This is a genomic window from Lysinibacillus sp. JK80 (assembly GCF_027557635.1).
Lineage (GTDB): Bacteria > Bacillota > Bacilli > Bacillales_A > Planococcaceae > Lysinibacillus > Lysinibacillus capsici.
On record NZ_CP058997.1, the window covers coordinates 2,149,135 to 2,162,547 of the forward strand.

The window sequence follows — 13,413 nt, forward strand, 5'->3', positions numbered from 1 at the left end:
ATTGATTGAATAAACATTTTCCTGATTAAGTAATCAAATTTTATATGATTTATCGCTTAAACACAATAAAAAAGGTTATGTAGATACTAATAAAAGCATCTAATAACCTTTTTTTCATGACTATTTATTCAATTTCAATTAATAGATCCCCTGTTGAAATGGCATCTCCTGCACTTGCATATACCTCTTTTACAATGCCGTCTTTAGGTGCTTGGACAGTTGTTTCCATTTTCATGGCTTCTGTAATTAACAGGTGATCACCACGTTTAACAGGACTACCTTTAGAAACAACAACTTTCAACACAGTACCTGGCATTGTAGCACCGATTTGGTTTGGATTGCTTGGATCGGCTTTTAATGCTAAATTGCCATCAACCTCAACAGTCATATCTTGAATCACCAATTCACGCGATTGACCATTAAGCTCAAAGTAAAGGACACGTGTTCCATTGTGTTGTGGTTCCCCGATTGAAACGAGTTTAATAATCAATGTTTTCCCTTTTTCAATTTCAACCTCAATAATTTCACCAAGCTTTAAGCCATATAAGAATGTCGGTGTGTCAAGAACTGAAATATTGCCAAAGGATTCTGCTGTTTTCGCATATTCCTCAAAGACTTTTGGATAAAGTGCATAAGCCAGTACATCTTTTTTCGTAACTGGGCGATTTAACTTTTCCTCTAGCACAGCCTCTAATTGATCAAATTGAATAGGCTCTAATAATTCTCCTGGACGAACTGTAATTGCTTCTCGATCTTTTAACACTACTTGTTGTAATGCCTCTGGGAACCCGCCATGTGGCTGCCCAAGATAACCTTGGAAGAATTCAATCACAGAATCTGGGAAGTCAATCGTTTTCCCTCTTGTTAAGACTGTATTTTCGTCTAGATCATTTTGCACCATAAATAAAGCCATATCACCTACCACCTTGGAGGATGGTGTAACTTTAACAATATCACCAAATAGTAGATTTACACGGGAATACATGCGTTTCACTTCTTCCCATCGATCACCAAGCCCTACAGCTTTTGCTTGTTGCTGTAAGTTACTATACTGACCACCAGGCATCTCATGTACGTAAATCTCAGAATGCGGGCTGATCATGCCACTTTCAAAATCTTTATAGTATTTACGAACATCTTCCCAGTAGTACGATAATTTTTCTAATGCATCGATATCCGCTCGTACCTCACGTTTGCCGCCCTTCATTGCATAGTACAAGGAGTTTGCACTTGGTTGAGATGTTAGGCCTGCCATAGATCCAAGCGCTGTATCAATAATATCAACACCTGCTTCTATCGCTTTAGCATATAAGTAAATTCCATTGCCACTAGTATCATGTGTATGCAAGTGGATTGGCAGACTTGTCGTCTCTTTTAACTCGGAAATTAAACGGTACGCCGCTTCCGGTTTCAATAAACCAGCCATATCTTTAATCGCTAAAATATGGGCACCAGCTGCTTCAAGCTCTTTCGCCATATCCTTATAGTATTGCACTGAATATTTCGCACGACTGTCATCGAGGATATCCCCCGTATAACAGATGGCTGCTTCAGCAATTTTTCCTGATTGACGCACAGCATCTATCGCTACTTCCATGCCTTTAATCCAATTTAAGCTATCGAAAATACGGAATACATCAATTCCTGATGAAGCCGATTCAGCGATAAATTCTCGGATTAGATTGTCAGGATAGTTTGTATAACCAACAGCATTAGCTCCACGCAGTAACATCTGGAATAACACATTCGGCACTTGCTCACGCAGTTTCGCTAGCCGCTCCCATGGATCTTCTTTTAAGAAGCGATATGCTACATCGAATGTTGCACCGCCCCACATTTCCAGCGAGAATAACTGATGCATCATGCGAGCTGTTGCATCTGCAATTTGATACATATCCTGTGAACGAACACGTGTTGCAAGCAGGGATTGGTGAGCATCGCGGAATGTAGTATCTGTTAGTAGTACGTCTTCCTGTGCTAAAATCCACTGCACTAAGCCATCTGCTCCCTGTGTATCTAAAATCTGCTTTGTACCTGCTGGTGGTACAATTAAAGGATCAATTTTAGGTTGGTTTGGCTGGACAAAGATAGGTTTTGACTTCTTCTCTACACCAGGGAAGCCATTTAAGGTCACATTCCCAATATAGCTTAACAGCTTTGTTCCACGGTCTTTACGCACAGGGAACTCGAAAAGCTCTGGTGTTGTATCAATAAAGCTAGTATCAAAGGCCCCTGATAAAAACTTTTCATGAGTCACCACATTATTTAAAAACGGAATATTCGTTTTAACGCCACGAATACGGAATTCTTTTAAATTACGATCCATTTTCGCAGCAGCTTCTTTAAAGTTCATACCCGAAGTAGAAATTTTCACCAACAAAGAGTCATAGTATGGTGTAACGACAGCACCCTGGAAGCCATTCCCAGCATCTAATCGCACGCCAAAACCACCACTTGAACGGTAAACCATTAACTTTCCTGTATCTGGCATAAAGTCATTTGCAGGGTCTTCTGTTGTCACACGTGCTTGAATGGCATAGCCAATCATTGGCATATCTTCTTGCTTTGGCATATGAATTTCTTCACTGTGAAGTCCATAGCCTGCTGCTACCTTAATTTGGGCATGGACGATATCAACACCTGTAATCATTTCTGTAATTGTATGTTCTACTTGAATGCGAGGGTTTACCTCGATGAAATAAAAATCGTCTCCTGCGACTAAAAATTCCACTGTCCCTGCATTTATGTACGAGACATTCTTCATTAATTTCACAGCAGCATCGCAAATACGATTTCTTAACTCTTGTGAAATCGAATGAGATGGCGCAATTTCTACCACTTTTTGATGTCGACGCTGAATTGAGCAATCACGCTCATATAAATGCACAATATTGCCATGTTTATCGCCAATAATTTGTACTTCAATGTGTTTTGGTTTTATGATTGCTTTTTCTACATATACTTCATCGGAACCAAAAGCAGCCTTTGCCTCAGATTTTGCTCTTTCATAGGAGGAAGCAAGATCCTCTGGCGTATGGACTAGACGCATCCCTCGACCACCACCGCCAAGTGCTGCCTTAATCATAACTGGATAGCCATAATTGCTAGCAAACGTCTCTACCTCTGCTAGATCGGCTACTGGGCCATCTGTACCAGGAATAACAGGAATCTCAGCCGCAATGGCTTGAGAACGTGCTTTGACCTTATCTCCAAACATATCTAAATGCTGAGAAGTTGGTCCGATAAAGACAATGCCCTCTTCCTCACAGCGACGTGCAAATTCCACGTTTTCTGATAAAAAACCATACCCTGGATGAATCGCATCAACATCTGCATCTTTTGCGATGGCAATAATACCTTCAATATCTAAATAAGCATCGATTGGTTTCTTGCCAGCTCCCACTAAATAAGCTTCATCTGCTTTAAAGCGATGAAAAGCACCACTATCTTCTCTTGAATAGATGGCAACAGTTTGGATATTCAGCTCCGTACAAGCACGGAAAATACGAATTGCAATTTCTCCTCGATTGGCTACGAGAATTTTGTTGATTGATTCCATAGGTATCCCCCTTTATGATTGTGTTTTTTTCCTCTCTACCTTTTCAAACATAGAAACATTGATCAATATTCCCATCGCTAAAGATAGAATGATTATAGATGTACCGCCATAGCTTATAAAAGGTAACGTTACACCGGTTAACGGGATTAACCCGGTTACACCCCCAAGATTAATAAATGATTGCCAGCCTATCCAGCTCGCAATACCAGCCGCAATCATGCGTGCCAATGGATCTTTTGTCCGCAATGCAATAGAAAAACCTTTATATACAATAAATCCCAAGCCACATAAGACAATCAAAACGCCCCATATCCCTAACTCTTCCATTATGATTGCCATAATAAAATCTGTTTGTGGTTCAGGCAAGTATCCTAATTTTTGAATGGATTGACCAAGGCCCCGCCCTTCTAAGCCGCCTCCGCCAATGGCATAATAACTATTCACCACTTGGTGACCACTACCATCCTCATACTCAAATGGATTTAAGTAAGACAATATCCGTCCTTTTCGATTTCCTGTTAGTAGCTCTCCCTTAAATATCCATAGAATACCAAGAATAGCTGTACCAAACGCACCTAATACACCGAAAAATTTCCAAAATGTTCTAAATGGAATACCACTTGAAGCTACAACTGAAACAGCAATACCACATAGAATAATCACTGCTCCTAAGTCTGTTTCAAAGGCTACCCCAGCAACCACTAAAATCCATAGAAAAATTGGGTAAAAAATTTCAGTCGGTTGTAGCTTTTCAAACGTATATTTTTGCGCTTTTCGATAAAAAGCAGCTGCAAAATATAAAATTATAAATAGTTTCGCATACTCTGAAGGTTGAAAATTCCCTAAACCTGGGATAGCAATCCAACTTTGAGAGCCTACTTCTTCTGCCCCATTCCCTGCTACTTTTACCCATGTAAATAACACAACCAATACAACAGTTAGCAATAACATAATATTCTTATTCGCATAATGTTTATATGGGAAAAATGCTGTAATGATAAAGCCAAGAAATGCCACCATTAAATTGGTCACTTGCTTTTGATAAAAATAATCAGGTGCTTGACCTTTTTGAACAATAGCAACCATCATACTTGAACTGTAAATCATTATTAATCCAAATAAACTTAATAATAGGACCGTAAAAAATAAGGGATAATCAAAATTTTGTGCATAGCGTTTTAAGTATTGTCTCATTGGAAAACCTCGTTCTAGTAAAAAAACTCAAAGCGCAAAGAAGCGTTTGAGTTTTTCTTTTTATTTGTCTGTATACGCGTCGTGTAGTACAGAAAGTTCCTTCTCGAGTGAATCGAGAATTTCTTTGCCTTTTTCACGTTCAATCAATCCAAGCTTCACAGCAAAGTCAATTTCACGTGATAGACCGAACATTTGTGTATCTAATACTTCCTCATATAAAGGGCATTGTGGCATTGTTAAATGATCCATTTGTACTCGAATAAGGCGAGCAATCTTATCTGCATCAGCAACTAATAGCTCCAAAGCCTTCTCTTGAAAAGAAGTTTGTGATTTCGTATCCATGAGGACGCCCCCATTATCTGATATTTCTTCGATTCTATCTTAATAAAGTTTATCTTTTAGTCGATAAAAATGCAAGTGTCTTCATTGGAAAATAGAGAATTCGAATTATATTTCTTTATTATCTCTAGGCATTAGCGTTATACTATGTCATGGATATACAAGATTTGAGGAGGATTTCTATTATGGAAACAATAATTCCTATCACAGGTGCAGTCACATACCAACTAACATTAGATCCTACTGTGTGGATTTTCGATGATCGTAAATTAGATTTAAACACTTACTTCACTACTCAAAATGTTGAGGAAGATGCTGACGTCAAATATATGCGTGAAGTAGGAGCACACTGGTCACGTGAAATTATGGAAGGAGCAACTTTCCCACCTACATTAAAATCAGAAAGGAAATTTGACCGTAAAGGAATGGAGACAGGTACATTTGGTATCGAATTAAGTCATTTCTTAAAGAATGCTGAAATTAAACCAGAAGCGACAAAAATCGTCTTAACTTGCAAAGATGGCGAAGAATATCCTTTTACAATTGAAGAAGCTTATACACTTATTTTAAAATATAGCCAAGACGGTAAGCCTCTTTTAGAAGACGGTCCCATCCATGTATTACTAAGAGACGGTTCAAATATTGACAATCCTATTAAAAACGTATCAGCCATTCGCGCTGAATAGGAGGGAATGCAATGCGCGTTAAATGCGTTATTTGCGATACGATTCATAATTTAGATGATAATTTACCTTTAGCAAAAAAATTGCGTAATCGACCAATTCATACTTATATGTGCGATATTTGTCATGATCGCATTTCGGAAAATACTGTAGCACGAATGGAAACAGGCAATTTCCGTTTTTATCGTACTTCACCCCAGATGGATAAAGAATTTTAACTAAAGAACAGATTAAAAAGAGGTGCCTCTATTTTGAGACACCTCTTTTTTATACTATCCATTATTTTTAATAATCGTTTTTTCAACTAATTCTACAACTTGATACATAATGGTAGCAAAAAAGGCAATAATCAGAAGTGACATAAGGACAAGGTTAAAATTAAATACTTGGAAGCCATAGATAATTAAATAACCAAGTCCTTTTGAAGCTACTAAAAATTCCCCTACTATAACCCCTACCCATGATAAGCCAACATTCACTTTCAAGGTCGAAATGATTGTAGGAAATGAGGCTGGCAAAATGACCTCACGAAAGATTTGCCATCTTGTCGCTCCAAAGGTTTGTAAAACCTTACTATAATTCGGATCGACACCTTTAAATGCCGTATATACAACAATCGTTGTTATAATGATGGATATTAATGCACCCATAGCTATGATAGAAAAATAACCTGGGCCGAGTGCAACAATCAAAATCGGACCAAGTGCAACTTTTGGCATCGCGTTTAAAATTACTAGATAGGGATCGAGTACTTTTGATAGTAACGGGGACCACCACAAGACAACAGCTATTAATGTTCCTAATAAAGTCCCCGCTAAAAAGCCAATAACTGTCTCCATTAATGTAACACTCACATGCAATGTTAAAGAACCGTCAATGACTTTCTCAATAAATGTATGCCATACATGAGTTGGCGAGCTAAAAATTAACCGATCAATCCATTCTAATCTTGAAAGCAGCTCCCATCCACCAAAGAATAGCAGTAAAATAATAAGCTGATATATTCGAACATAGCGTTTTTCTTTTTTTAACAATTGCTGATATTGCTTAAATAATGTATTATCCAAGGCTCTCCAGCTCCTTCCAAATAGTTTGGAAAATATCTGCATAGGCTGGATGCTGTCTTACATCAAAAGGTGATAGTTCATTAAGGGCTTTAGGTATTTCAAACACTTTGTGAACTGCCCCTGGGTTTGCAGAAAATAGAACTACGCGCTCACTCATTGCGATTGCTTCACCAATATCATGTGTCACAAGAATAGCAGTCTTTTTATAAGTTTTTAATGTTTCCACCACTAAATCCTCAAGCTTTAATTTCGACTGATAATCTAAAGCTGAAAATGGTTCATCTAATAATAAAATTTTAGGATTTACAGCTAAGGTACGAGCAAGGGCCACACGTTGCCGCATACCTCCTGATAATTCTCGAGGGTAATTGTTCCCCACATGCGGTAATCCTACTTCCTGTAATAACGCATTGGCCGTTACTTTATGTGTTTTATGACTTTTCTCCATTATTTTCAAGCCGATTGTGACGTTTTCTTCAATGGTCTTCCAAGGAAATAAATAGTCCTGCTGAAGCATATAGCCAATGCTTGATTGATTACTTGCTGATAGCTTTTCACCATCTATATAAACATTGCCTTCAGTGGCAGGGAATAATCCTGCAATAATTGATAATAATGTGGTTTTACCGCAGCCACTCGGCCCAATAAACGAAACAAACTCTCCTTCATGAATGGCTAAACTGATATCACGTAATACTTCCTTTGCCTGTGTACTTGAAAAATAACTATGGTGAATATTCTCCAGCTGTAAAAATTCCATATTACTCAGCAGCCTTTTTGGCAAAAGTAGTGTTCACAAGTTTTTCATACTCCACTCGTTGAGGAAGTTCACCTGCTTCCTCCATAATTGTTTGCAAGTTATCCCACTCTCCTTCATCAAGGATTGGGTCAGTAGCATAAGAGCCTTGTGCTTTATATCGCTCAATTACCGTTTCAATTATCTCTATATCCACATTTTCAAAATACGGTTGAATAATTTTTGCTACTTCAGCAGCACTTTCATTTTGCACAAAATCCTGTGCTCGTTTCAATGCATTTGTAAAGGCTTGAACAGTTGAAGCTTCATCCTTTAAATAACTACTTTTGGCCATAAAGGACGTGTAAGGAAGATTACCAGACTCCGTTCCAAACGAAGCTACAATATAACCTTTTCCTTCTTTCTCAAAGACACTCGCAGTAGGTTCAAATAATTGAACATAGTCACCAGTACCTGATGCAAAAGCAGTAGCAATGTTGGCAAAATCAATATTTTGAATGAGCGTTAAATCATTTACAGGGTCGATGCCATGTTTTTTCAGCACGAATTCACCTGCCATTTGTGGCATTCCACCTTTACGTTGCCCCAAAAACGTTGAGCCCTTCAATTGATCCCACGAAAAATTATCTATCTTATCTCTTGCCACTAAAAAGGTACCATCAGTTTGTGTTAACTGTGCAAAATTTTGAATGGGATCATTTGCACCTTGTAAAGTGACATAAATAGACGTCTCCGACCCAACTAAAGCTATATCAATTCCATCTGACAGTAACGCCGTCATCGTTTTATCGCCACCTGCAATCGTTTGTAGCTCAACAGAAAGACCCTCCTCCTCGAAGAAACCTTTCTCAAGTGCTACATATTGAGGCGCATAGAAAATCGAACGAGTTACTTCTCCTACTTTGACTTTTTCTAGCTCTGCTTTATTACATGCCGTCAAAGAAAGGAGTAACAAAGCAATGACACCTAATAATAAACCTTTTGTAAGCCAACGCATTCCCTTTCCTCCTTGATGTGTTGAAAATAAGCCTATCGACATTAACTTATTCACATAAGAAGATTTCGGTGCCTATCATTTTTTAATTTGTGTAGAGTGCGGGTGTTTTCCTCAGCTTGACTACAGGGGGAAACATACAAAAAAACAGCCTTAGCATTAAAACCGCTAAGACTGTTTATAACAGATAAAAAGTTCTTATTATAAAGTACGTAATTGTTATTGATTGGTAGCTTGTTGCTCTTCTCTTTTTTCACGCCATAGCCTTGTTTTATAGACAATTAGAATTAAGGCCGCTACAATCAGACCTTCAATCATTGGTAAGAATAGGGCGAAGAATGTAAGCATGATACAACCTAAAAATAGGAACGCATAAATAATAATATTTTGAGATAACTTTAATTTCTTGGCAAAGCCTAGTTTATAGACAATGGCAGAAAGTACAAATACAAGAAGAAATACAACATAACCTGCTATTTCATAGCTTGGTAAATTTTCATATAAAAATCTAGTGATACCAGCCATTCTCCCATAAACTCGTGTTGTTTCATCTGTACCTGTCTGTGCAGCAACTTGAATAACATTTAGTTCACCCAATAAAGCGGACTTCAGATCCAAGACTCCTCTTCCTTTCGTGGAAGCAAAAAATTATTGTTCAGCGTTTTTTAGTTTTTTCGCTATTCTTTCACGTTCATTTTTATCTAGAATTTGTTTACGAAGGCGAATAGATTCTGGAGTGATTTCTAAATACTCATCATCATTTAAGAACTCTAATGCTTCTTCTAGTGTTAATAGACGCGGCTTTTTAATAACGTTTGTTGCATCTTTTGTCGCAGAACGAACATTCGTTTTTTGCTTCATTTTTGTTATGTTTACAGTGATATCATTATCACGTGTATTTTCACCAACAATCATACCTTCATAAATTTCAGTACCTGGCTCAACAAATAGTGTACCACGGTCCTCTACTTGCATCATACCATAAGTTGTCGATTTACCAGTTTCCATTGATACAAGAACACCTTGGTGACGTCCACCAATACGGCCTGGAATATATGGTTGGTAACAATCGAATGTATGGTTAATGATACCAAAACCTTTCGTCATAGACATGAATTCTGTTGTATATCCAATTAAACCACGGGCAGGAACAAGGAATGTTAAACGTACTTGACCATTGCCATTGTTCACCATATCCAACATTTCACCTTTACGCGTACCAATCGATTCAATAACCGAACCTACATTTTCTTCTGGAACATCAATTTGTACACGTTCAAATGGTTCACATTTTACACCATCAATTTCACGAATGATAACTTGAGGTTTTGATACTTGTAGTTCAAAGCCTTCACGGCGCATATTTTCAATAAGAATTGATAAATGTAGCTCACCACGTCCAGAAACCGTCCATGCATCTGGTGAATCTGTATCTTCTACACGTAGAGATACGTCCGTTTGAAGTTGTGAACGTAAACGCTCTTCTACTTTACGAGCAGTTACCCATTTCCCTTCACGACCTGCAAACGGTGAATTATTCACTAAGAAAGTCATTTGTAATGTTGGCTCGTCTATACGTAATGGTGTTAAAGCTTCTTGATGTTCCACCGGACATACTGTTTCCCCAACGTTGATGTCTTCCATACCTGAAACAGCAATTAAGTCACCAGCTTTTGCTGATTGGATTTCTTCACGTTTTAAACCAAAGAAACCAAATAGTTTCGTTACACGGAATTGTTTCACAGTCCCATCTAACTTCATTAAAGCAACTTGTTGCCCTACTTCAATTGTTCCGCGGAATACGCGTCCAATCCCAATACGACCAACATAATCATTGTAGTCAAGTAATGCCACTTGGAATTGTAATGGATCTGCTGAGTTGTCTACTGGTGCAGGAATTGCTTCAATTACCTTTTCAAATAGACATTGCATATTTTCTTCTTGTTTTGCGGGATCAGCATCAAGAGAAGCTGTACCGTTTACACCTGAAGCATACACAACAGGGAAATCTAATTGATCATCATCAGCGCCTAGCTCGATGAATAATTCTAATACTTCATCTACTACTTCTAAAGGACGAGCTGAATCTTTATCAACTTTGTTTACAACTACAATCGGTGTTAACTTTTGTTCCAACGCTTTTTTCAGTACAAAGCGTGTTTGCGGCATACAACCCTCATACGCATCGACAACTAGTAAAACGCCATCTACCATTTTTAAAATACGTTCTACCTCACCACCGAAGTCGGCGTGTCCAGGCGTATCAAGGATGTTAATACGAGTTCCGTTATAGTTTACTGCAGTATTTTTTGCTAAAATTGTAATACCACGTTCGCGTTCAATATCATTAGAGTCCATTGCACGTTCTTCAACATGTTCGTTTGAACGGAATGTACCTGATTGTTTTAATAATTGGTCGACTAAAGTAGTTTTACCATGGTCAACGTGGGCGATAATTGCGATATTGCGAAGATCTTGACGTAAGTTTGTCATTATTCCACTCCATATTCTTTTTTCGAATGTTTAACTGTGATATTATAGCACAAGAAGGATAGAAATGTCCTTATTAGAATTTCCATCATTCTAAAAAATATATTTGATCGACAAATTTTTTATATAGGAGGCTAGGCTATGAATCGTGCAAAAATCGTAATGGCCATCTATGCATTGGCAGCTGTATTAGCAATGTGTTCTATCGGCTACTCTGTTGCAGCTAGTAATGTATTTGGTGTAATAGCTGGTATTGTGGCTACTTGTGTCATTTTCATGACAGCCTTTAAAATGAAGCGTAAACTACGTGCGCAAGGATTACTTTAAAGAACATAAAAAGGAGCTGTCTAATAAATAGACGGCTCCTTTTTATTCATATGGCACTATATATTTTTCTAATAATTCTTTATGAATAGCGGGATTAGCAATAATAAATGTATCCTGATGAAGGAAATCAAAGCCTTCACCATGTAGATTTGTAGCAACTGCTCCAACTTCCTGAGCAATGATGGTCCCTCCTGCAATATCCCATGGTGCTAAACGCATAGAGACATAGGCATCTAATTTGCCACTTACAACAAATGCAATTTCCATTGCTGCGGAGCCATAGGACCGTGTACCGCGAACTTTACGAACCATATCTATCACCTTTTCATGGTGAATATGTCGATTAGGTGCGACCCAATGTGCATTTATGCCAATGACAGACTCCTCCATTGTAACAGACTGTAGTTTACGCAATGGTGAATCATTATACCATGCCCCTTGCCCCTCGATGGCACTAAATAAATCCTCCCGCATGACATCAAATATGTAACCTAACTTTCCTACGCCATTGACAAAAATACCGATTGAAATCATAAAATGGCGATGCTGTTTAACAAAATTCATCGTTCCATCAATTGGATCAATAATCCAAACTACACCATCTAGTGATTTAACCTGTTCGCCCATTCCTTCTTCCCCTAGAATTTTGTGGGTTGGATCAAAAGCTTTAATTTGCTCAATAAAGAATAACTCCGTCTCTCGATCAATATTGGTAACGAGGTCATTTGCACCTGATTTTGTCTCAATTACTAGATTATACGAAAAAGCCTCTCGAATACGTCGCCCAGCTTCAAAAATAATATCTTTTGCAAATTTATCAATTTGTTGTAAATCCACTCATAACCCACCCTTCGAATATAAGAAAAGGCCTTCTATATTAATCGCTCTCGTATGTTTATGATACCTTTTCCCACTACTTCACAACTTTTGTTATATAAAACCTAGTACTACCTTATGATATAATTTCTATTTTACCCTTTGTCACAATAAAAATCACCTGCTGTCGGAATATTCAGCAAGTGATTTTTTAAATGGGTATTAGATTTTGATTACGCATAGGCGTGCAAACTTTCAAGTTCCATCTGAATTTCTGCCAGACGTTTTTTACTTTTTTCAATTTCCATGTCATTTTTTTCATTCATTGCTGCAAAAAGTGAAGCTAATTCATAATCTAATTCTAATTGTAAAATGTGCTCATATTGCTTTTCAATGTCAACTTTACGTATAATTTTTACGAATGGTTTCATAAAAAACACTTCCTTTTTTTAATTTTTTTACAAAAACTTTACTCATTTGATAAAGTTCTTGTTATAAGATTTTTTCCCAAATTCAGCGTAAAATAAACCTTATAAAACGAAAGGAGTAAAATAAAATTGCCAAAAATAAAGTGGACAAACAAAGACTTTAAGGTTTTTACAATAGACGGTTTAGAACAAAGAATGGATGCTTTAAATTTACATGTACGTCCAAAATTCAATCAGCTAGGTGAAGATTTTTCTGCATTTTTCTCTAGCCAATTAGGTGAAGAATTCTTCCCGCATGTGGCTAAACATGCTCGAAGAACTGTTAACCCTCCAAAAGATAGTTGGGTTGCCTTCGCCCCTTATAAAAGAGGTTATAAATCATTGCCTCACTTTCAGATTGGTCTATGGCACACACATTTATTCATCGTCTTAGCTATTATTTATGAAGCGCCTCAAAAAAATGTTATGGCTGAGCGTTTACTAGCTCATAAATCTTTAATTGAGCAGCTTCCAGATGATTTTATCGTGTCAGGAGATCATATGTCCCCTGAGGCCGTTTCTCTCGAAGTGGCAAAAGAAGACAAGCTTGAAGAAATGCTTATTCGCCTACGAGATGTCAAAAAGGGTGAGTTTTTAATTGGCCGTCATATTCCAAAAGAACAAGCAACCAAACTAACAGCAAGCGAATTACATCAATTAACAGAAGACACATTTAACAGCTTACTTCCTCTTTACAACATTATTGTTGGAAAATAATCT

The 13,413-nt window shown here is 37.6% G+C and carries 14 protein-coding genes; 4 read left to right on the forward strand and 10 right to left on the reverse strand.

Translation table 11 applies throughout. The features are described from left to right. Window positions 1–124: 124 nt before the first annotated feature. Genes pyc through HXV90_RS11240 form a run of 3 tightly spaced genes read right to left on the reverse strand, consistent with a single transcriptional unit; the run spans window position 125 to window position 5,095 of the window. Window positions 125–3,559, reverse strand: a complete 3,435-nt coding sequence (gene pyc, locus HXV90_RS11230; RefSeq protein WP_048394705.1) for a pyruvate carboxylase — start codon at window positions 3,557–3,559, stop codon at window positions 125–127. Window positions 3,560–3,571: 12 nt separating this feature from the next. Beyond that, a complete protein-coding gene (locus HXV90_RS11235) occupies window positions 3,572–4,753 on the reverse strand; it encodes an FtsW/RodA/SpoVE family cell cycle protein (RefSeq protein ID WP_048394707.1) in 1,182 nt (393 codons plus the stop codon). Window positions 4,754–4,813: 60 nt separating this feature from the next. Continuing rightward, window positions 4,814–5,095, reverse strand: coding sequence for an Fpa/YlaN family protein (locus HXV90_RS11240; protein ID WP_004224778.1), 282 nt, complete (start codon window positions 5,093–5,095; stop codon window positions 4,814–4,816). Between the two features lie 182 nt (window positions 5,096–5,277). On the opposite strand from HXV90_RS11240, the gene HXV90_RS11245 reads away from it, so the two are divergent. Both HXV90_RS11245 and HXV90_RS11250 read left to right on the forward strand, forming a co-directional pair. Continuing rightward, window positions 5,278–5,778: a molybdopterin-binding protein gene (locus HXV90_RS11245; RefSeq protein ID WP_048394710.1), complete on the forward strand. Its 501-nt coding sequence runs from the start codon at window positions 5,278–5,280 to the stop codon at window positions 5,776–5,778. Window positions 5,779–5,789: 11 nt separating this feature from the next. Continuing rightward, a complete protein-coding gene (locus tag HXV90_RS11250; RefSeq protein WP_048394712.1) occupies window positions 5,790–5,993 on the forward strand; it encodes a YlaI family protein in 204 nt (67 codons plus the stop codon). A gap of 54 nt (window positions 5,994–6,047) precedes the next feature. On the opposite strand, the gene HXV90_RS11255 is transcribed toward HXV90_RS11250, so the two are convergent. The 5 genes from HXV90_RS11255 to typA all read right to left on the reverse strand — a co-directional run bounded on the left by HXV90_RS11255 (window position 6,048) and on the right by typA (window position 11,086). Then, complete coding sequence (locus HXV90_RS11255; protein ID WP_081010995.1) at window positions 6,048–6,842, reverse strand: ABC transporter permease; 795 nt, start codon at window positions 6,840–6,842, stop codon at window positions 6,048–6,050. Beyond that, the gene (locus tag HXV90_RS11260) at window positions 6,835–7,602 is read right to left on the reverse strand and encodes an ABC transporter ATP-binding protein (RefSeq protein WP_048394715.1); all 768 of its coding nucleotides are present in this window, start codon (window positions 7,600–7,602) and stop codon (window positions 6,835–6,837) included. Before HXV90_RS11260 ends, HXV90_RS11255 begins: the two co-directional genes overlap by 8 nt. Window position 7,603: 1 nt before the next feature. Continuing rightward, window positions 7,604–8,596, reverse strand: a complete 993-nt coding sequence (locus HXV90_RS11265; protein WP_004224773.1) for an ABC transporter substrate-binding protein — start codon at window positions 8,594–8,596, stop codon at window positions 7,604–7,606. A gap of 216 nt (window positions 8,597–8,812) precedes the next feature. Further along, window positions 8,813–9,211, reverse strand: a complete 399-nt coding sequence (locus HXV90_RS11270; RefSeq protein WP_004224772.1) for a YlaH-like family protein — start codon at window positions 9,209–9,211, stop codon at window positions 8,813–8,815. A 30-nt stretch (window positions 9,212–9,241) separates the two neighbouring features. After that, window positions 9,242–11,086 carry a translational GTPase TypA gene (gene typA / locus HXV90_RS11275; RefSeq protein WP_054549845.1) on the reverse strand — a complete coding sequence of 615 codons (1,845 nt, stop codon included), beginning with the start codon at window positions 11,084–11,086 and terminating at the stop codon, window positions 9,242–9,244. Between the two features lie 138 nt (window positions 11,087–11,224). Between typA and HXV90_RS11280 the strand changes: the two genes are divergently transcribed. After that, a complete protein-coding gene (locus HXV90_RS11280; protein WP_004224770.1) occupies window positions 11,225–11,410 on the forward strand; it encodes a DUF5325 family protein in 186 nt (61 codons plus the stop codon). A 42-nt stretch (window positions 11,411–11,452) separates the two neighbouring features. Here the strand turns inward: HXV90_RS11280 and HXV90_RS11285 are convergent, their stop codons facing one another. Further along, entirely contained in the window at window positions 11,453–12,247 is a 795-nt protein-coding gene (locus tag HXV90_RS11285) for an inositol monophosphatase family protein (protein WP_004224769.1), read from the reverse strand. Window positions 12,248–12,459: 212 nt separating this feature from the next. Further along, window positions 12,460–12,657 carry a hypothetical protein gene (locus tag HXV90_RS11290; RefSeq protein ID WP_004224768.1) on the reverse strand — a complete coding sequence of 66 codons (198 nt, stop codon included), beginning with the start codon at window positions 12,655–12,657 and terminating at the stop codon, window positions 12,460–12,462. 126 nt (window positions 12,658–12,783) lie between these two features. Here HXV90_RS11290 and HXV90_RS11295 point away from each other — a divergent pair, with 126 nt between their 5' ends. Then, the gene (locus HXV90_RS11295; protein WP_048394721.1) at window positions 12,784–13,410 is read left to right on the forward strand and encodes a YktB family protein; all 627 of its coding nucleotides are present in this window, start codon (window positions 12,784–12,786) and stop codon (window positions 13,408–13,410) included. The last annotated feature ends 3 nt before the right edge of the window (window positions 13,411–13,413 follow it).